Annotated in this window: 15 protein-coding genes and 1 pseudogene; 9 read left to right on the top strand and 7 right to left on the bottom strand. The window is 70.5% G+C overall.

The window, feature by feature from the left end; all coding sequences use genetic code 11:
* The first annotated feature begins 360 nt into the window (after nucleotides 1-360).
* A complete protein-coding gene (locus AC3EVP_RS20615; RefSeq protein ID WP_435131641.1) occupies nucleotides 361-1002 on the top strand; it encodes a TetR/AcrR family transcriptional regulator in 642 nt (213 codons plus the stop codon).
* Nucleotides 1003-1695: 693 nt separating this feature from the next.
* Here the strand turns inward: AC3EVP_RS20615 and AC3EVP_RS20610 are convergent.
* Nucleotides 1696-1893 carry a hypothetical protein gene (locus AC3EVP_RS20610; RefSeq protein WP_335983685.1) on the bottom strand — a complete coding sequence of 66 codons (198 nt, stop codon included), beginning with the start codon at nucleotides 1891-1893 and terminating at the stop codon, nucleotides 1696-1698.
* A gap of 358 nt (nucleotides 1894-2251) precedes the next feature.
* On the opposite strand from AC3EVP_RS20610, the gene AC3EVP_RS20605 reads away from it, so the two are divergent.
* From AC3EVP_RS20605 to AC3EVP_RS20580, 6 genes are all read left to right on the top strand, one after another.
* Nucleotides 2252-3070 carry an ABC transporter ATP-binding protein gene (locus AC3EVP_RS20605; protein WP_435131640.1) on the top strand — a complete coding sequence of 273 codons (819 nt, stop codon included), beginning with the start codon at nucleotides 2252-2254 and terminating at the stop codon, nucleotides 3068-3070.
* On the top strand, nucleotides 3067-5586 hold the full coding sequence (locus tag AC3EVP_RS20600; protein WP_435131639.1) for an FtsX-like permease family protein: 2520 nt from the start codon (nucleotides 3067-3069) through the stop codon (nucleotides 5584-5586). The genes AC3EVP_RS20605 and AC3EVP_RS20600 overlap by 4 nt, the downstream gene beginning before the upstream one ends.
* Nucleotides 5587-5839: 253 nt before the next feature.
* Complete coding sequence (locus tag AC3EVP_RS20595) at nucleotides 5840-7237, top strand: MFS transporter (RefSeq protein ID WP_435131756.1); 1398 nt, start codon at nucleotides 5840-5842, stop codon at nucleotides 7235-7237.
* On the top strand, nucleotides 7234-8451 hold the full coding sequence (locus AC3EVP_RS20590; RefSeq protein ID WP_435131637.1) for an FAD-dependent monooxygenase: 1218 nt from the start codon (nucleotides 7234-7236) through the stop codon (nucleotides 8449-8451). Before AC3EVP_RS20595 ends, AC3EVP_RS20590 begins: the two co-directional genes overlap by 4 nt.
* A gap of 135 nt (nucleotides 8452-8586) precedes the next feature.
* Entirely contained in the window at nucleotides 8587-9549 is a 963-nt protein-coding gene (locus AC3EVP_RS20585; protein WP_435131635.1) for an RNA polymerase sigma factor, read from the top strand.
* Nucleotides 9550-9688: 139 nt separating this feature from the next.
* Nucleotides 9689-10849, top strand: a complete 1161-nt coding sequence (locus AC3EVP_RS20580) for an acyl-CoA dehydrogenase family protein (RefSeq protein ID WP_435131633.1) — start codon at nucleotides 9689-9691, stop codon at nucleotides 10847-10849.
* A 296-nt stretch (nucleotides 10850-11145) separates the two neighbouring features.
* Here the strand turns inward: AC3EVP_RS20580 and AC3EVP_RS20575 are convergent, their stop codons facing one another.
* A complete protein-coding gene (locus AC3EVP_RS20575; protein ID WP_435131632.1) occupies nucleotides 11146-12321 on the bottom strand; it encodes an FAD-dependent oxidoreductase in 1176 nt (391 codons plus the stop codon).
* 92 nt (nucleotides 12322-12413) lie between these two features.
* On the opposite strand from AC3EVP_RS20575, the gene AC3EVP_RS20570 reads away from it, so the two are divergent.
* Nucleotides 12414-13052, top strand: coding sequence for a TetR/AcrR family transcriptional regulator (locus AC3EVP_RS20570; RefSeq protein ID WP_335983668.1), 639 nt, complete (start codon nucleotides 12414-12416; stop codon nucleotides 13050-13052).
* 503 nt (nucleotides 13053-13555) lie between these two features.
* Here the strand turns inward: AC3EVP_RS20570 and AC3EVP_RS20565 are convergent.
* The 4 genes and pseudogenes from AC3EVP_RS20565 to AC3EVP_RS20550 form a co-directional block, all read right to left on the bottom strand.
* Nucleotides 13556-14446, bottom strand: a complete 891-nt coding sequence (locus AC3EVP_RS20565) for an NmrA family NAD(P)-binding protein (RefSeq protein WP_435131630.1) — start codon at nucleotides 14444-14446, stop codon at nucleotides 13556-13558.
* Between the two features lie 476 nt (nucleotides 14447-14922).
* Nucleotides 14923-15043: pseudogene (locus AC3EVP_RS20560) on the bottom strand (IS5/IS1182 family transposase); the annotation flags it as partial.
* A 317-nt stretch (nucleotides 15044-15360) separates the two neighbouring features.
* The gene (locus tag AC3EVP_RS20555) at nucleotides 15361-16326 is read right to left on the bottom strand and encodes a pirin family protein (protein ID WP_335982315.1); all 966 of its coding nucleotides are present in this window, start codon (nucleotides 16324-16326) and stop codon (nucleotides 15361-15363) included.
* An 18-nt stretch (nucleotides 16327-16344) separates the two neighbouring features.
* A complete protein-coding gene (locus AC3EVP_RS20550; protein ID WP_435131754.1) occupies nucleotides 16345-18225 on the bottom strand; it encodes an acyclic terpene utilization AtuA family protein in 1881 nt (626 codons plus the stop codon).
* A gap of 156 nt (nucleotides 18226-18381) precedes the next feature.
* Between AC3EVP_RS20550 and AC3EVP_RS20545 the strand changes: the two genes are divergently transcribed.
* Entirely contained in the window at nucleotides 18382-18969 is a 588-nt protein-coding gene (locus tag AC3EVP_RS20545) for an NUDIX hydrolase (protein WP_435131628.1), read from the top strand.
* Nucleotides 18970-19028: 59 nt separating this feature from the next.
* Here the strand turns inward: AC3EVP_RS20545 and AC3EVP_RS20540 are convergent, their stop codons facing one another.
* Nucleotides 19029-20057: an alpha/beta hydrolase gene (locus tag AC3EVP_RS20540; RefSeq protein WP_435131626.1), complete on the bottom strand. Its 1029-nt coding sequence runs from the start codon at nucleotides 20055-20057 to the stop codon at nucleotides 19029-19031.
* Nucleotides 20058-20064: the final 7 nt, after the last annotated feature.

Here is a 20064-nt window from a genome sequence, read left to right as displayed (position 1 = left end):
CCAGACGCCGGGACAAACCCCCGGATCAGGTCCAACCCGCTACACCGCTTCCAAGGACGCAACCTCCCGCCCGGAGAACTTTTCGCCACTGCGGCCCGGCTGTGCGCCCCGTCTCCTCCCACCCGCGGATTTCGTCGAACGAACTTCGCGATGCCGCAGCGGCCGAAGGATTGGTCGGCGCCCTCCCGGAATCCGAGGATCGCCTCAAGGTCGCCTCCGGAAACGCCGAGAGGCTGTTCCACCTGCCCGGACCTGGAGCGCCCCGTGAGCTTGGCCGGGGGGACGACGATCACGGAGATTCCTCCGTGCGGTTGGAGCACGTAAACTTTACTCTGCCGTCTACTTTGAGAAGGGGCCACCATGGGGGCACGACGAGGCGAGAAGCTCCGCGAGCACATCCTCATGGCAGCGAAAGACGTGTTCCTTGAGGCCGGCTTCGAGCGCACCTCGATGGATGTCGTAGCCCAGCGGGCTAAGACCTCCAAGCGCTCGCTCTACGCGCACTTCCCCAGCAAAGATGTCCTCTTCGCCGGGGTGGTCGACCTGGTGCGCGAGCTCTACCTCGACCGTCTGGGCTCGCCGGAGCGCTACGTCACCACGGAGCGGGCCGATCCGGCCGAGGCCCTGGTGCGCTACTGCGAGCGGCTGCTGCAGCTGCTGCTGTGGTCCTCGTCCCTGCGTACGCTCCGGATGGGGATCGCCGAGGCCGAGAGGGTGCCCGAGATCGCGTCTGGCTACTACGAGGCGGTCTTCGAAGCTCCCACGGTGCGCATCGGCGCATACGTCTCCCGGACGTGGGGCCTGACGCAGGAGGGGGCACGGGAGACGGCCGAGATCCTCGTTGGCGTGACGGTCTACCCAGAACTGGTACAGGGCCTGCTCGGCACCCGGAAACCGATCGCCGAACACCCCGATGAGGCCGCCCTCGCCACCGATATCGACCTCGACCGCATCGCCGCAAGCGTCCGGCTGCTTCTCCCGGGGACACCAGCGCGCTCCTGACATTCCGAGGCCGGCGCGGGCGAGTCTGGAAGGCATCCGAACTCCAACGCAGCCTGGCCGAGCACGGGTTGGTGATCTCGGCGGGGAAGATGTCCGGTCCATGCTGCGATTCCCGGGCGGAGAGGCAGGGCATCGCGCAACCCAATGTAGTGCTCCCGCACTTGGGCGGTGAGGGCGGCCGGGGCGTCGAGTGGTCTTCCCAGCCGGGCCGCGAGGGCGTCCGTGAACGGTGGCTTGGGATCGGCGGTGGGCCCGCGTCCTTGGGCCCAGTGTCGGGCCCAGACGTCGGTGGCAAGCCGCAGGCCGTACTCGCCGAATATCTCACGCCACGCGAGGTAGTGGGCGTACTCGGAGTCGATGATGACACCGTCGAAGTCCATGAGGAGCGCGGAGAGACCGGCCCAGGGGCCTTCGTCCTGTCCCGCGAGGATGGCCATGCGTCGGCGTAGGCGGCAAGCTCCTCCGCGTATCCCTTCCTCGCCCAGCCCCGGTAGAACTGGCCGACCTCCCAGCCGGGCGTCGCACGGTCGCGCAGTGAGCCTTCGGTACCGGACCAGGTGGGTGCGGTGGTCACGCGGAGACAGTCCTTGGTGTCTACCTCGATGAGGTCTCCGGTGTTGGTGTGGAGCCAAGCGGAGACCTGGTAGGCGTGTGATCCGGTAGCCGCGTTAATGGTCGCGGCGGCATCGCTGGTCACGGCTGGCTGGTGGCAATGCGAGATTGAGCGACGAGCCGGGTCTCGATGTTCCGCAGAGCCGCGATCAACGTGTCGACCTCCTCGGCGTCGGTAACCGTTCCATCGAGCAGGCGGGTCCAAGTGTCACGTAGCCGCCGAAGGTTCTCGGCTGCCGCGCCCACCGTGGTGCCCGGGCGGCGGTCGATGTACCGCATCACGGCCCCTTCCGGTGGTGTCCCCAACTCGGGCGTCAGTCTCCTTGGCTGCGTTGATATGGCGGCCCACCGCCAGGATCGGGTGTGCCTCTACCGGGGTCGTCGAAGGTGCGGGGACCCGGCTCTGACGCGGATGCCGGACGTAAAGACCGGGACACGTTCGAGCGCGGCATCGTGGTTGCCACCGATGGCGAGGGCCGCAGATCCTTTCCGGGGCTGCCCCGGCACGGCCGCTGCCCTGTGGTGTCACCCCCTACCGCGGTAGCACATCCAGATGGCTCCGCAGTATGACGCGTTGCGCGCGGGCAAGGACCCATTCTCACCTCACCACCACAAGGAGACTGCGAAAGGGCAGAACGTGAGGCTACGCAACGGCAAACGGCGCAAGCGGGATGATCGGCCGGAGGCTCCGGCGGGAACGCCCGGCCTCGCCGTGGAACTGCGCGGGGTCCGTCGGCAGTACGGCCGCGGCGCGAACACCGTGCACGCGCTCGCAGGGGTCGACCTCGCCCTCCCGCGCGGCACCTTCACCGCGGTCATGGGCCCGTCCGGGTCCGGCAAGTCGACCTTCCTGCAGTGTGCCGCCGGGCTCGACCGGCCGTCGGCGGGATCGGTGCGCCTGGGCGGCACGGAGATCACCGGCATGAAGGAGAACGAACTGACGGAGCTGCGGCGCAGCAGGCTCGGCTTCGTCTTCCAGGCGTTCAACCTGCTGCCGTCGCTGACGGTGGAGCAGAACGTGCTGCTGCCGATGCGTCTGGCGGGGAAGCGTCAGGACCGGCGCCAGGCAATGGCGGTACTTGGCCAGGTGGGACTGGCCGACAAGGCGCGGCGCCGGCCCAGCGAGTTGTCCGGTGGCCAGCAGCAGCGCGTGGCTGTCGCCCGCGCCCTGGTCACCAGTCCCGACGTGGTGTTCGCCGACGAGCCCACCGGTGCTCTCGACACGGGTACCGCCGCCGAGGTTCTCGGTCTGCTCAGGCAGGCGGTGGACGGCATGGGTGCCACGGTCGTCATGGTCACCCATGACCCGACCGCGGCCGCCTGGGCCGACCGCGTGCTCTTCCTCGCCGACGGCACCTTCGCCGACCACCTCGAACGCGGTTCGGCGGACCAGATCGCCCGGCAGATGACCCTGCTCACCGCCCGTCCGAGCAGGCTGACGGGGGTGCCCGCATGATGCGCCCCAACGGGCTCGCCCGCGCCGCCGTCCGCTTCAAGCCCGCCTCCTTCGCGGGCACGTTCGTCGCACTGCTGATGTCCGCACTGATCGTCACGGCCTGCGGCATCCTGCTCGAGACCAGCTTGCGCGGTTCCGTGCCCCCGGAGCGCTACGCGGGGGCTCCGGTCATCGCGGCGGCTGATCAGTACAAGTATGTCGTGACGGGGAGCGGGGAGGACCGCGAGAAGGAGGCGGTGCCGCTTCCGGACACGGCACGGCTGGACGCGGGTCTCGCGGACAGGGTCGTCGCGGCGCCGGGCGTGAAAGCGGCGGTGCCCGATTTCACGTTCCCTGTGCGGGCACTGGACGGCGTGGCCATCGAGGACGGTGTGCTGACGGCGCACGGCTGGGGCTCCCACGCCTTCACCGGCAGCGCGCTGGCCAGCGGCAGCGCTCCCGGCAACGGCGAGGTGGTCCTTGACCCTGGTACGGCGCGCGCCGCGAAAGTCTCCGTCGGAGACACCATCGCGCTGCGGACCGCCGCCGGGCAACAGGACTTCGGCGTTGCCGGGATCGCCAGGGCCACAGCCGCGGACACTGCCCGGGACTTCGGCCCAGGGGACGCCACTGTCTGGTTCTCTGACGCTCAGGCGCCCGTACTCGCGGGCCACCCGGGCAAAGCGGACGCCATCGCCGTGCTCGCGAAGGGCGGGACCGATACCGGCGCCCTCGCGGACTCCGTGAAGAAGGCCCTTGCCGGCTCGGGTGCCCAGGTGCACACGGGTGACGACCGCGGGGCCGTCGAAGATCCGGGCCTGGCCTACGCCAAGGACACCCTCTTCGGCATCGGTGGCCCCTTCGGGGGTATCGCCACCATCGTCGCGATCTTCACCGCGGCCGGCACCGTGGCGCTGTCCGTGTCCCAGCGAGCCAGGGAGTACGCACTGCTGCGTGCCATCGGGGCCACGCCGCGTCAGATCCGCCGCGCGGTCGCGTCCGAAGCACTCCTCGTCGCCCCGCTCGCCGGAATACTGGGCACCCTGCCCGGTATCGGACTCGCACACTGGTGGTTCGGACAGCTGAAGGACCGCGGCGCGATCCCTGACGCCGTCCAGATACACGTCTCCGCCATCCCGCTTCTCATCGCTGTCGGTGCCGGGCTGCTCACCGCGCTCGGTGCTGGATGGATCGCCGGACGCCGACCCGCGAAGATCAAGCCCGGGCAAGCGCTGTCGGAAGCCTCGGTCGAGCGACTGCGACCCGGTGTGATCCGTACTGTCCTGGGCCTGGCCACCTTGGTCGGAGGCGCGGTCCTCGCGGGCGTCGCCGCCGGTTCGACCGGGGACGGCGCGGCAGGTGCCTCTCTGGGTGTCGTCATGTGTTTCATGCTCGCCGTCGGTCTGCTCGGCCCACTGGTGGCCAGGCTGTGCGCGGTCCTGTTCGGCCTGCCGCTGCGTGGCGCCGGCCCCGCCGCCTCCCTCGCGGACGCCAACTCCCGGGCCAACTCCCGCCGCCTCGCATCCGCGATCACCCCGATCGTGCTTGCCATGGCCTTCGCCTCAACGCTGGTCTTCATGAATACAAGCGAACGCCACGTCGCTGATTCCCAGTTGCGGGCCGGCATCACCGCGGACCACGTGGTCACCGACCCCGCCGGGCTCCCCGTCGACTCCGTGCGGCGCGCGGCCCATGAACCCGGCGTCGAGACAGCCGTCGGCATACTGAACACGCAGGTTCTCGTGCCGACCGGCTCCGGCGAATTCAAGGCGCTCCAGGGCACCGCGGTCCAAGGCGTCACCGGTTCCGGCTCCGAACTCGCCAAGGTTCAGGATCTGGGTGTGACGGAAGGCAGTCTCAACCGGATCGGTGCGGGGCATATCGCTGTCGACAAGAGCCTGGCGTCCACGGCACACGTAGGCGTCGGTGACAAGCTTCCGCTGTACCTCCCCGACGGCACCGAGGCCAGTCCCGAGATCACCGCGATCTACAGCCGCGGCCTCGGCCTCGCCGCGATAACCATGGATCGCGCGTCTCTGGCCGAGCACGTCACGTCCGGCTTCGACAGTACGCTGCTGGTGAACGGCGGCTCGCAGCATTCGTTGTCCGCCCTGGGCCGGGTCACCGACGCTTCCGGCTACGCCGCCGAGCAGAGCCTCGATGCCAAGACCGGCGCCTGGATGAACAACACCATGGCCGCGGTCCTCGGCGGGTTCGCCGCCGTTGCCGCAGTGAACACCCTGGTGATGACCATCCTCGACCGCCGTCGCGAGCTGGTCACCCTTCGCCTCGTCGGTTCCACGCGACGCCAGGTCCTGGCCATGCTCCGGTGGGAGAGCCTGCTGGTCGCCGGCATCGGTATCGTCCTCGGCTCCGCCATTGCCGCGGCCACGCTGATCCCGATGATGCACGGCATGACCGGCACCATGCCCTACGCCCCCCCTCTGATGTACGGCGCTTTCGCGGGTGCCGCCGCCAGCCTGGCGCTGCTCGCGGTCATGCTGCCCGGCCGGGGTGCGCTACGTCGTCAGTCCTAGGCCGTGCCCAGGCCGGCATCGTGCCGACTCGCGTCAACGCGATGCCGACCTGTGCGGGCTCGCACCTTCCTGGGGGAGCGAGCCGCGGCCACCGGGGCAGGGCTGTGCCGGGTGCACGAGAGCGTCGCGGTGGCGATGGCTGCCTGCGTCGCGCTCGCCGTGGCGGTCCCCGGCAACGACCGGTCCCGCGACCTCAAGGCCGTCCCCTCATTCCGCGATGGCGGAGAAGACCACCCGTGAAGGCAGGATGCTCGTGACTCAAACCCTGGCTCCCCCGGTCCCCATCGGGAAGGCCGCCGTCGGGGCCCTCGGCTTACTGGCGCTGTCCACCGGCGCCCTGGAATCGGTGGTTTCACCGACGATCCCGCTCCTGGAACGCGAACTGGACATGAGCCAGTCCGAAGGGGCACTGCTCAGCATCGTCCTGCTCATCACCGGCGCGCTCATCACACCGCTGGCGGGCAAGTTCGGTGACCGCTACGGCGGGAAGAAGGTGCTGATCCGCCTGATGGCGGTGGTCTCGGTCGGTGGCACGGTGTCCGCCCTGGCCCCGAGCCTGCCCGTGCTGCTGCTCGGTCAGGTGCTGCAAGGGGCGATGGTCGGCGCGCTGCCCCTGTCGTTCATCGTCGTGCGCAAACACCTGCCGCCCGCACAGTCCAAGGTGGCCATCGGAGTGGTCAGCGGGCTCTTCGTCGGGGGCGGGATGGCCGGCATGCTTTCGGCCGGTCCGGTGGCGGAACAGCTCTCCCGGCACTGGATGTTCGCGCTCCCAACGATCGCGGTGATCGGAGCCACGCTGCTGGTGGACAGGCTGATGCCGGCCGATCCACCGGGCTCTTCCCACGATGTCGGTACCGACTGGCCGGGCCTGCTGCTCCTGAGCGGGATGCTGACCACCCTCATGCTCGTCCTCGCGCTGGCACCCGAAGCCGGCTCGGCACCACTCATGCTCGTCGCTCTCGTCGCACTGCTGGCCGTCTTCGTCACCGGATGGGTGCGAGTCGAACGACGCGCGGCCTCACCCATGATCGACCTGCGCATGCTGGCTCGCCCCGCGATGTGGAAGGCATGTGTGCTCACGTTCATCATCTGCCTCGGCACTTCGATGGCGGTGTTCTTGGTTCCGCAGCTTCTTGACGAACGTGGTGAAGGATACGGATTCGGAGCCAGTGCCACCGAGATCGGCATCTACCTGCTGCCCGGTGCCATTGCCGCGACACTGGCAGGACCGCTTGGCGGGCTCGGGGAACGGCGTTTCGGCTCGCGTGCCGTGGTCAACACCGGTGTCGTCATGATGGCCTTCGCTCTTCTCGCCCTCGCGGCCGTGCACACCGAGATCTGGCACCTCGTCGTCGCCAAGGCGCTCATCGCGCTCGCCAACGGCCTGTGCGTCACGGCGATGATGACCAGCACCGCCACCTCCGTCGACCAGAACGACACCGGCATCGCCACCAGTCTGATCCTGGTCAGCCGCGTGCTCGGATACGCGGTCGGCGGCCAACTCGGTGGCGCGCTCCTGACCGCCGCGACGCCCTCGGGCTCCGAGACCGCGGCGGAGTCGGCCTACGTCACCGGATTCGTCATAGCCGGCGTTGTCACCTCGCTTGCCCTGTTCGTCCCTCGCACCATGCACAAAGGAGCAAAGGCATGACCCGCACCGATCAGCCAGTCCGCAGGCGCACCACCCCGAAGGGCAAGGTCCTGATCTCCGGGGCCAGCATCGCCGGCCCCGCCCTGGCCTACTGGCTCAACCGCCACGGATACGCGGTCACGGTCGTTGAAAAGGCCGGCACCATCCGCAGCGGCGGCTACCCCATTGACATACGGGGCACGGCGTTGGACGTCGTGGAAAGGATGGGGCTCCTGCCACAACTGCGCGACGCACACATCGACCTGCACCGCATCACCTTCCTCGAAGGCGATGGCAGCGAGGTGACCTCCCTGCATCCGCATGCCGTCACCGGTGGTGTCGCGGGACATGACCTGGAGGTACGGCGAGGGGATCTGACGGACGCCCTGTACACGGCGGTCCGGGACGACGTGGAGTTCCTGTTCAACGACTCCGTCGACAGCCTTGAGCAAACCACGGACGGAATCGACGTCACCTTTCGCGGAGGCGGTAGCCGCAGGTTCGACATGGTGTTCGGCGCGGATGGCATGCACTCGCGCACCAGGGAGATGGTGTTCGGCCCTGAGGACCAGTTCCATCGCCACCTCGGCTACTGCTTCGCCATTTTCACCATGCGCAACGCACTGGGCCTCTCCCACGAGACAGTGATGTGGAACGCCCCGGGCAGGGCGGCGGCCGTTTACGCCGTGAGCGACGACGACGAAGTGCACGCCTTCCTGAACTTCGCCCAGCGCGACCTGCCATCCGGCATGTTCGGCGACCGGGAAGCCCAACAGAGGCTGCTCACCGAGACCTTCGCCGATGCCGGATGGGAGATCCCAAGCATCCTGGCAGCCCTGCGTGAAGCGGATGACGTCTTCTTCGACGCAGTCGGCCAGATCCGCATGCCGCAGTGGTCCAGGGCCAGGGTGGCCCTTGTGGGTGATGCCGCGTACGCGCCCTCGTTCCTCACCGGCCAGGGAACCAGTCTCGCTCTCGTCGGCGCCTACATGCTCGCCGGTTCCCTTGCCGAACGGGACCACGCCGCAGGCTTCGCCGCATACGAACACGCTACCCGTGCTTTCGTGACCCTGAACCAGAACCTGGTCGGCAAGGGCGGTGCGACTCTGTTCCCGACCACCGCCCAGGCCCTGGAAGAGCGAAACGACCGGCTGCGCAAACTCAGTGCGTTGCCCTCCCCGGAACCACGCCCGGCCCACTCGGCCCTTGCCCTGCCCGACTTCGACGATCTCTGACTTCGCTCGGTATCCACGGCGCCGTTGCCCGAGCGGACACCCCGGTCGCCTCACAAGTGCGGTCGGGGCCCCATCTGCCCCCGCGACGTACGCACCCCCATACGAACCTGACCAAGCCCGATTAGCCTTTCGTCCATGAGGTTTTCTCGTTCCGATGCCGCCACCGACGCAGAGTTGGTGCATGCCGCACAGGCGGGCGATGTGAGCGCCCTCGGCAGTCTGCTGGGCCGCCATCGCCCGGCGCTTCTGGCCGTCGCCATCAGCCTGGTCGGTTACGGCCCCGACGCCGAGGACGCCGTGCAGGAGGCGAGCATGACCGCCTTGCGCCGGATCGGCGATGTGCGTGATCCCGGCGCGGTGGGCGCCTGGCTGCGTGCCGTGGTCCGTAATGCCTGCCGCATGCAGTACCGGGCGCCGGCCCGTGTTCCTCTGGACGCCGGCGTCACAGAGGTGCTTCGTTCGGCAGAACCGGACCCCGTGGAAGTACTGGGACAGCATGCCACCCGGGACTGGATCTGGCAGGCCCTGGAGAAGTTGTCGCCCCCGCTGCGCCTGGTGCTGATGCTGCGCTACTTCAGTGGTGTGACGGCGTATCAGGACATCGCCGATGCCTGCGGAGTGCCGGTGGGCACCGTACGCAGTCGGCTGAGCGACGCCCGTGGCAAGCTGACACGAGCCCTGCTGGCCACCGCCGACACGACGCACGGCGACATCCGGGCCGTCACCGCGGAACGACGTTCCCAGGCCGAGGAGTTGCTGAGCGCCGCGCGGCGCGGTGCGCCCGTGCCCGCTCTGGCCACCTCCTGGCTGCCGACGGTCGCGGTGTCCGGGCCCGGTGGCATGAGAGCCGAGGGGTACGACCTGCTTGCCCACGGGTTCCGGCAGGATCTGACCGCCGGTGTGGGCTATCGCCTGGCCAACGTGGTCGCCAGCAGTGATCTTGCCATCTGGGAGGTCGCGCTGCAGAGCCCGCCGGAGGACCCGTTCCATTGCCCGCCCAGCGCGGTCTGGGTCCTGCATCTGCGCGCTGACTGGGTGGAGCGGGCCCGGCTCTTCCACACCCGCCGGGAGCCTCCGGCGCACACCCATACGGCGTGACCCGCATCACAAGCGGATCTTCGAACTTTCGCTCCACCCCTCGCATCTGGTGGAGGCGACAACGCGCCCGGTGGCTGTGCCTCTCCCCCCAGGGGGCGGCGCCGCAGGTACCCGGTTCCTTCCTTCGTTCGGAGATGACATGCTTTCCTATCCCCAGCCTGCTCAGGCAGCCGAGGACTTGCCCGAGCTGCTGCGCCCCATCATCGAGGAGTACCGGGGCCAGGCCCAGGAAATGCGCAGGCTGCCGGACGGACTCCTGGACCACCTGCGCGCCTGCGGGGCGTTTCGCCTCAACACCCCGCGGGAGCTGGGCGGGTACGAGCTGCCGCTGGCCAGGACGGCGGCCGTGATCGAGCGCCTCGCCCGCATCGACGGCTCGACCGCCTGGGTCGTGTGGAACCTCAATACCGGCTTCACCGCCGCGCTCCTCACCGAGGCGAGCGTGGAGCGGGTCTGGGCAGACGGCCCGGACCCGATGATCGCGCACTCCAGCCAGCCGGGTCGTCTGACACCTGGCGACAACGGCTTCCGGCTCTCCGGTGAGTGGAAGCTCGTCAGCGGGGTCGACACGGCCCGGTGGTTGGGACTGCTCGCACTCGTCCTGGACGATGGGCAGCCGCGCATGACCGAAACCGGCCCGGAGTGGCGCTTCTGCCTGGTTCCCCGCGCCTCGGTGACCGTGCGCGACACCTGGCACTCGACCGGAATGCGAGCCACGAACAGCAACACGGTCATGGCTGAGGACGTGCCGGTAGCCGCCGACATGACGGTGTCACCCAACGCGGTCAGCCGCATCGACCGCCCGCTCTATCGTGTACCGGTGATCAACCAGATCCCCTCCGGTAGCGCGGCGATCGTACTGGGCTTGGCCCGCGGGGCGATCGACGAGATGGCAGCATTGTCGCGTGCCAAGACCGGACCGGACGGTGCGCGGCTCGCACAGCAGCCCGGGATCCAGGCCGCCTTCGGCCGGGCCGCTGCGCGGGCCGACGCCGCACGGGAGTTGCTGCTGGCCGCCCTGCGAGGACTGGATGCCGCCGCGGCGGCGGGCCGCCCAGCCACGGAGGTGGAACGCGGTGCCGTGAGGGGTGCGTTGTCTCACGCGGGAGAGACCGCACGCGAAGTGCTCACGTCGATGTACGAGCTGGGCGGTTCAAGCGTCCTGTACGAATCGAGCCGACTGGGCCAGCTCTTCCGCGACGGCCACACCGCCGCCCAGCACATCGCCCTTTCCGCGGCCCACTACGAACTGGCCGGTCGCACGGTCCTCGGCATCCCCGCCGCCGACCCCACCCTGTGAATTGACGACGACCGACGAGCACTGCCCGGTCGAAGGTGCTGCCTTCGGGCGGGTCGGCCAGGAAGGTCAGCACGTGCACCGCGACGGCGAACTGCCGCTGCAGGCCATCGGCCACTGAGCCAGCGCCAACCTGAGTTATCAGTTCAAGGGCCGGTGCGGTCGGCCCTCGGAATGCTTCTACTGAGCCTTTTCCAACCTCACGCCTCAACGTGAGGTTGGGAAAGGCACCGCCGCCACACCGCACTGGGCGGGCAGCCACCCATCACCCGCGTTAATAATGTTCCGGGTCAATACACCTAGCCCATGGCGGACTGTGATCCGTCTGCGACGGGCAGGGAAGGCGGCTCGTAGTCGTAGAGGTATCCCTGCGCCCGTTCGAAGAACGGGAGGAGTACGCGCATCTTCGCCGCATCGATCTGTCGCTTCACAGCACCGGGCCGCTTGCTCTCACGGGCGTTGTGCCCGTGCTTGAGCAGCTTGTCGATGCGCGGGCGGCGCGCCTTGTCATAGGCCGCGAGTGCCGCTGGGACGGTCGGGGCGCTGCTCAGCGCCGCTGCGAGTTCCAGTGCGTCCTCGGCGCACATCGAGGCACCGTGCCCGACGCCGACTGGGTGAGCGGCGTCGCCGACCAGGACCATGCGGGCGCTGTGCCACTTCGCGACCGGGTCGCAGACGTTCAGACAGCCGGACGCGACGATCGATGTCGCGGCTTGGACCATCGCCCTCGGCGTCGCCTCCGGGAACAGCTCGCGGACGCGCCGCAGCCACTGCTCGTCGTCGACGCCTCGGAGATCGGGCCTGACGGGGGCCCCGATCTGCGCCGTCCACCACTGAGTCCGTTCGTCGATGCTGGTGTACACGAAGGCGCCGTTGCGCGTGTAGGTGAGGTCCCAGACGCCGGGCTCGACACCTGCCATGGTGGACATTCCGGCGACTCCATAGAGCCCCGCGTACTCCGCGCGCGGCGCGGACGAGTCGATCAGTCCGCGCACGGTTGACCAGATGCCGTCGGCACCCACGAGCAGTTCCGCGGTGTCGCGCCGGCCGGAGGCGAATTCAGCCACCACGCCGTCCGCCGACTCCGTCGAGCCCACCAGGCGTTCGCCGGTGACGATCCGCGCGCCCGCGTCGAGTGCGGCGCGCCTCAGGAGCGCCACGAGCCGTCCGCGCTGGAGCGCGACGCTGCGCATCGAATCGGTGCCGCGCCGAAGGCGCGGCACGTCCCCCAAGAGGCGGCCGCCCCCCGTGTGGAACCGCATCCGATCAATGGGGAATCCGGCTGCCCGCACGTCGTCCAGGCAGCCCAGCTTCTCCAGCGCGCGCAGGCCGTTGACCGCGAGGCTGAAGTGGGCGCCGACCTCCTCGGGTGGAACCTCGTACGCCTCGTAGACGGTCACCTCGTGACCGATCTGTCGCAGTGCAAGGGCGGTGGCGGGGCCAGCTACCCCGCCACCGATCACGATCGTCTGCACAGGCTTCTCCCTGAATCAAATTTCACCGAATAATGATTCGGTGAAATTCTGTTCCGATACGCTGGCATCTGTCAACAGGCGAGGAGGACGACATGCCTCAGGCGAGTTCCGCCAGCCGGAAAGTCCGGGCGGCCCAGACCCGTGCCGCGCTGCTGGACGCGGCGCGGGGGCTCTTCAACGAGCGCGGCTACCTCAATACGAAGATCGTTGACATCACGGCCGCGGCCGGACGCTCGACCGGGTCGTTCTACGAACACTTCGCCAGCAAGGACGAGCTGCTCCAGGCGCTCCTCGCCGAGATGGAGGGTGCGATCGACGAGCGCATGATCGGTCTGGAGCACCCCCGCGATCACGACCTGACCGACCGGGACCAGCTGCGCGACCATGTCGGCGTCGCGTGGACGGTGATGCGACAGAACCGCCCCGTCGCACTCGCACTGTTTCAGGCGATGGTGGCCGACGCCCCCGCTACGGGCCGGGCCTGGCGCGACCTGCGCGCACAGACAGTAACCATTCGGGAGCACCTCGAGTACCTGGTTGAGCGCGGACACCAGCTGCCCGGCGACCCCGAGTTCATCGCGGCGGCGATAGGCGCGATGCTTGTCACCCTCAACTACGCCGTGCTCACGCCCCCCGGCAGCGAAGACGACCAGCACGTCATCGGCAGCCTCACGGATTTGCTGTTGTACGGGCTGTCCGGACCGGCGTCACGATCAGCGGATGAAACCTAGAAACCCGCTTCCGGCCGCCCTCCTGGGTGTTGCCGAACTCGGCAGGACGAGCCGGACTGCGGGGACGGCTCCAGCGGCGCCCCCGAGCCCTCGGCGAGCCCGTCTCCTCGACCCGCCGCGGTCACCGGTCAGAGTCCGAACAGCCGCTCCGCGTTGCGGTGGGTGGGCGCGGCCCGTTCCTCGGCCGTCAGGTCGAGCCCGTCGATGAAGTCAGGCACCTTCCCAAGTCGGTACGGCGGGCACCATCTTGACCGGGCTCGTCCAGGACACGACCTGTACGTCGATGCGTGCTCGCCGAGATCGGTGCCGAGCCGGTACGCGATCGCCTGGTCCAGTGCCGGGGACCGCCCGAGTCCCGGCCGGACGGGCGTCGGGCTGGTGCTCCGGAAGCGCAGATAGGGTGCCTCACGGGCGAGCACCGATCCGGCGCCCTCCATGATCGCCGGATCGATCGCGTGTTCCTCGACTCAGATGAGAGTCATTTCGCACTCGCGTGGCAGGGGTCAGGAACGGGCAGCGTCGACGGCGGGCCGGAGGACCTCTGTGCACCACTGACGGAAGGTGGTCGGCGTGCTGTTCGCGGCGGTGCGGACGACGCCCTCGTCGAGGCCGTCGATCTTGGCCTGCGCCATGTCGGCCATCGCCCGGGCCATGCCGGGCGACGCGCCGAAGGAGAGCATCGCGGTCTCCAGTGACGCGGCCTCGATCCGCTCGTAGCGCACCGGGATGCCCAGCACGTCGGTGATGACAGCGGCCATGTCGTTGCCCGACAGGTCCTCCGGGCCGAGCAGCGGTACTTCGGCGAACCCGGTCCAGCCGCGGTCGAGCAGCAGGCGAGCGGCGGTGTCGCCGATGTCCCGGGTGGCCACCATCGGCACCTTGCGCTCGGGCGCGAGGGGTCCGTAGACCGCGCCCCGGCCCAGGATCGTGCCGATGTCGCGCAGCGTGTTGTCCATGAAGGTCGGGTTGGCGAGCGCGCGGTAGTTCGTGACCGTGGCGAACAGGTCGTCCATGGCCAGCGAGGCCGTACCGTTGCCGGCCCGGTCGGCCGCGGCGGTCCCCCTGCCCAGCGCCGAGACCCCGACGACGTGGCGGACGCCGTGCGCGGCGACGGCCTCGACGCCCGGCCTGCTGGCCTCGACGTAGGAGGTCATCACGTCGGGGGCGCGGAGGTCGCTGGGCATCAGCCAGTACACCGCGTCGGCACCGGCGAACGCTTTGTCCACCACCGCGGCGTCGCGGTGGGAGCCCTCCACGACCTCGACGCGGTCACGGACGCCGGGAGAGAGCCGCTGCGGATCGCGGACGACAACCCGGACGGACTCGCCGGCATCGAGCAACCGCTCGACGACGCGGCGGCCACTCTTGGCGGTGGGGGCGGTAACGACGATCACGAGAATTCCTCCGTACGACGGGTGCGTGTAAACTCGACCGTACCGTTTACTTCTGGAAAGGGCCACCATGGCAGCGCGACGACGCGACAAAGTCCGCAACGGCCAGACACCCCAGGAAGCCGCCCGGAACGCACTACTCGGTCCCGATAGCGCGGAGCATGCACTTCTGCCCGTGCTGGTCGACAGGTGGCAGATGTCGCGGCGCCTCCTCACCGTCCACACGTTCGTCAGCGCTGCCCCGCTCTCACGAGCGGCCGCACAGGCCCTGCGACCCGCGGACGGCCGCTCGCACCCGGCGATCGTCTCCCGAAACCGGGCGTGGGAGCTGCTGCCGGCCAAGGCGCGGGCGCGGGCGCAATTCGCTGTCGCGGCGCAGGAGTTCCAGCAGACCGCGTACTTGGAATGGCGGGCCTGGCCGCGGTCACACGCCTCGCTCGGGCTCCCAACCGACTCCCGTCCGGCCGAACCCGCGCAGCCACATCGCGGTCGGGCACCGGCCTGCGGCCCGGATACCGGAACGGCCGCCCCTTGCTCGGCAGCAGCGGCTCGGGCAGTTCCCACCGGCCATCCGGACCCGATCCATGGCGAAGTCCCCATGGAGGGCACCAAGGTCTACGGCGGTCCGCATGGTGCGGAGTCGCGTCGTAACCGGTAGGGCTCATCTCGCGAAACCGGTGGCACTTGGCCAGGAGCAACCACGACGAGCACCTGACCACTGGTCAGTAAAGTCAGCATTGGGTCAGCATCAGTCCTGGCGCACCCTGTCACACCTGTACGCACATGTGAATCCGCCGCCGCGCCGCGCGTGCTTTCCGAGCCAGGAGAGCGCACGCGGGGGCCAGCGCGGCGGTCCACTCGGGATCAGGTCGGGCATGCCGCGCCGAGCGGGCCGGGAGAATCGAAATACGTGCTGGTCAGCGCTCGCGGCCGCGCGGCTTCAAGGGGGTCGGGGGGAGCGCAGGGGCCAGGAGGCGGGCGCCGTCGTAACCGTGGACCTCGCCGAAGCGGGTGCCGGTGTGCCAGTCGTCGCGGGCCTGGGAGATCTCCTCCGCGGTGCGGGCCACGAAGTTCCAGAACATGATCAACTTCTCGGCGAAGGGCTCGCCGCCCAGGAGCATGAGGGAGGAGGCGGTGTCGGCGAGGAGGGGGAGGTCGCGGCGGCCGGCGCCGAGGTAGAGGAGCGACCCGGGGGTGAGGGGGACGCCGTCGACGTCGACGCGGCCGGACATGGCCAGGGCGGCGTACTCGAAGTCGGGTTGGAGGGGCAGGCGGGCGGCGGCGCCCTCGGCGAGGGTGAGGTCGGCGCCGACGAGCGGGGTGTGGACGGTGCCGGGTGAGGCACTTCCGTCGAGTTCGCCGAGGATGACGGTGGCGTGCAGCCCGGGGGCGGTGACCTCGGGGAGTTCGGCGTGGTGCTCGAAGGCGGGGGCGATGTGACGCTGGGCGTCGGGCAGCGCGACCCACAGTTGGGCGCCGTGCAGGTAGCGGGCGTGGTCGCGCGGCGACTCCTCGGAGTGCGAGATGCCCCGCCCGGAGGTCATCAGCCCCAACTCCCGCGGCCGGACGGTCTGTTTGCTGCCGAGGCTGTCGCGGTGCAGCACCTCGCCCTCGTGCAGCCAGCTCACCGTCTGGAGTCCCGTGTGCGGGTGCGGCGGCACCTGCATGCCGGGCTCGCGGGCGATGTCGTCGGGGCCGTAGTGGTCGACGAAGCACCACGCGCCGATCATGCGGCGGCCGAGGTTGGGGAGCAGCCGGCGCACCTCGGTGCTCTCGCCGAGCGGCGTGAGGCGGCCGGCGAGCAGTTCGCGGACCGGGGCGGCGGACACGTCCTCGCGGCCGCCGCAGACGCTGGCGGACGGTTTCACATCGAGATTGCTCATGCCCCGATCATGCACCGCTCAGGCGCCGGGGTCCGGGTGCGGCGCCCGCGACGGCTCCACGAGGTGCTCGGGGATGTCCGCCAACCGGGCGCGCAGCCGCTCGCCGAGCGCCTTCGCCTGCGGGTCGGCGCCGGTGGAGGCCGCGACGCCGTCGCCGAGCAGGTCGTGGACGACGAAGTTGAGCGCGCGCAGGCCGGGCAGTTCGTAGCGGCTGACCGGCAGCCGGGCGGTCTCGGGCAGCAGCGCGCGCAGTCGGGGCACGTCGAGGTAGTCGCGCAGCCAGGTGTACGTGTCGTCGTCGCGGGCCCACAGTCCGACGTTGGCGTCGCCGCCCTTGTCCCCGGAGCGCGCGCCGACGAGCGTGCCGAGCGGCAGGCGCACGGTCCGGCCGGGTGTGGCGGTGCCGCGACCGCCGTACGGTTCCGCGCGCTCGGGCCGGGGCGCTCCGTCGACGGGGGGCGGCGGCGGGGGTACGGCGTCGGGCCGCAGCCCGGGGGCCGCGCGTCCCGGCAGCGGGCGTCCGGGCGAGGCGGACGGCGCGGGTGACGCGGGCGGGCCGGGCACCGGCAGCCGGGTGCCGTCCGCGAGCACCGTGACCGCGGCCACCTCCGCCGCGGGCACCAACGCGGGCCAGTACACGCCGAATTCGCTGGGCCGGGCGCTCGCGTGCTCCAGGTAGAGCCCGGGGTAGCCGGCCAGCGCGGTGCCGGCGACGGCCGTGAAGAAGCCGCGGCCGACCTTCGCCGGGTCGGGGTCCTTCACGGTGAGGGTGAGGCGGTCCACCTCGTGGCCGTGCTCGCGCCGCAGGTCGTACCCGGCGAACGCGGCCGGGCCGCCGGTGGCGTCGCGCAGTGCCGCCTCGGCGTAGTCGGCCTTGGCGTCGAGGTCGAGGCCGGTGAGGACGAACACCGCGGAGTTGCGGTGGCCGCCGACGTGGTTGACGCACACCTTGAGGGTGTCGGGCGCCGGTTCCCCGGCGACCGGGCCGACCGCGACCCGGTCGGGGCCCTGCTGGGTGAGGCGCACGGTGTCGAAGCGGGCCACCACGTCGGCGTTGAGGTAGGCGGGGTGCCCGGTCTCGTACAGGAGTTGGGCGGTGACGGTGCCGACGGTGACGGCGCCGCCGGTGCCGGGGTGCTTGGTGATGACGCTGGAGCCGTCGGGGTGGATCTCGGCGAGGGGGAAGCCGGGGTGGACGGGGTCGGGGATCTCGGTGAAGAAGGAGTAGTTGCCGCCGGTGGCCTGGGTGCCGCACTCGATGATGTGGCCCGCGGTGACCGCGCCGGCCAGCGCGTCCCAGTCGTCGGCGGCCCAGCCGAACGCCCATGCGGCGGGTCCGACCACGAGCGAGGCGTCGGTGACGCGGCCGCAGACCACGACGTCGGCGCCGGCCCGCAGCGCCTGGGTGATGCCCCAGCCGCCGAGGTAGGCGTGGGCGGTGACCGGTTCGACGCCGGCCGCGGCCAGCGGGCGGCCGGTGGCGAGGTGGGCGAAGTCGTGGCCGCGGGCGGTGAGTTCGGGCAGCCGGTCGAGCAGGTCGTCGCCCTCGACATGGGCGACGGAGGGGTGCAGCCCGGCGGCCGCGGCGAGTTCGCGGAGTTTCGCGGCGAGCCCGGCGGGGTTGAGGCCGCCGGCGTTGACCACGACCTTGATGCCGCGGTCCAGGCAGGTGCCGAGCACGTCGTGCATCTGGGCGAGGAAGGACAGCGCGTAGCCGCCCTCGGGGTCGCGCCGCCGGGCCTTCCACAGCAGCAGCATGGTGAGTTCGGCGAGGTAGTCGCCGGTGAGGACGTCGATCGGGCCGCCCTCGACCATCTCGCGGGCGGCGGCGAGCCGGTCGCCGTAGTAGCCCGAGCAGTTGGCGATCCGCAGCGGTGCGGTGCGGCCCCGGCCGTACACCGGCGCACCGGCCGCAGCGGTCGTGCCCACCGGACCGTTCGCCGCATCCGTCACCGTACTCTCCCGTCACTTCGCCCCAGGGTCACCGGCCCCGCGATCCTCGTGCCGATGCCCGCACCGCGCAAGACCCCCGGCGGGCGGTGGTTGAATCGCGGTATGAGCGAACCACCCGCGCACTCCGGCCCTGCCGCTGCCGAGGACGACGGCACCACCGAGGACGGCGGCCTGCTCTCCGTCCACGAGGTGATCGACATCGTGGACGAGGACGACAACGTCATCGGCACCTCCCCCCGCGGCGAGGCGTACGCGCGCGGGCTGCGGCACCGTTGCGCGTTCATCCTGGCCCGCGACCCGGCCGGCCGGATCTTCGTGCACCGCCGCACCGCCCGCAAGCTCGTCTTCCCCGCCCTGTACGACATGTTCGTCGGCGGTGTGGTCGGCGCGGGCGAGTCCTACGACGCGACGGCGCTGCGCGAGGCCGAGGAGGAACTCGGGGTGAGCGGACTGCCGCAGCCCACGCACCTGTTCACCTTCCGCTACGACCGGCAGGACCAGCCCGGCGGCTGGTTCTCGGCGGTGTACGAGGTGCGGGTGGACGGCCCGGTCCGGCCGCAGCCGGAGGAGGTCGCATGGCACGGCTTCGTGACCGAGGAGGAGTTGCGGCAGCGGCTGGCGGAGTGGGAGTTCGTGCCGGACGGGCTGGAGGCGTACCGCCGGCTCGTGCGGTGGCGGGCCGAACGGTAGCCGTACGCCGCCCTGTTCGGCCAGCCGGCCGGTTCAGCGGTGCAACTCCTTTCGGCCGCTCAGCTGTTCAGCCCGAGCGCCTGGGAGATCAGCGGCCAGGACGTCTTGTACTCCTCCTTCCAGTACGTCCAGCTGTGCGTGCCGCCGGTGTAGAAGTGCGTCTGGACCGGGATGCCGAGCAGCGCCAGCCGCAGGGCGAACGCCTGCGATCCTGGCCACAGCGCGGTCTCCAGCGCCTCGGCGCTCAACTCGCCGTTGCCTCCGGCGACTCCGGTGCCGGAGGAGAGGTAGAGCTTGGTGCCCCGGAGTCCCGAGGCGACGTCGAAGGGGTTCTCGGCGCTCCACAGCGCGTAGTTGAGGACGGGCGAGCCCCACAGCGACAGCGGGTCGAGGCTCTCCCGGGCGACGATCGCCTCCACCACGGTGGGCATGCCGGGCATCGTGGTGTCGAGCACGCCGCTGTACGAGGCCGCGGCGGCGAACGTGCCGGGGTGCCGCGCGGCGAAGGCCATCGCCGCCCAGCCGCCGGTGGACACCCCGCCGATCGCCCGGGTGGTGCCGGCCCGGTAGTCCTGCTGGAGCAGCTGCATCAGCTCCGTGACCTGGAAGGTCTCGTAGTCGGGGTGGTCGCTGCCGTAGTTCCACCAGGTGCTGGGGATGCCGGTCGGGCCGGACGACGGCATGGCGACGATCACCTCCTGGCCCGCGGTGAACTGCTCGATGTCGGTCTCGCGGGTCCACGAGGTGTAGTCGTCGTGGGCGCCCTGGAGCAGGTAGAGCACCGGCCAGGTGCGGCCGGCCTGGGCGGACCAGTCGGCGGGCAGCAGCAGCCGGGTGGCCGCGGTGCCGCCGACCGCGGGCGAGGAGATCTGGAGGTCGACGGTGCGGGCGTCGAGCCAGGTCTCGGAGACGACGTGCGCGCCGTCCGCGGCAGTGCCGGCGGGTACGGCGGCCGCTGCGCCGCGGGCAGTGGCGGCCGACGCGGGGCCGGCCGGGCCGAGGACGAGCGCCGAGGCGGCGGTGAGCGCGACGGCCAGTGCGACGGCCGGTGCGGCGGCGGCCCCGGTGAGACGGCGGTGCGTGGGCATGGGACAC

The sequence above is a fragment of the Actinacidiphila sp. bgisy144 genome (assembly GCF_057708105.1).
The sequence above is the reverse complement of the archived record's forward strand: the minus strand, read 5'-3'. Positions and strand labels throughout refer to the sequence as shown.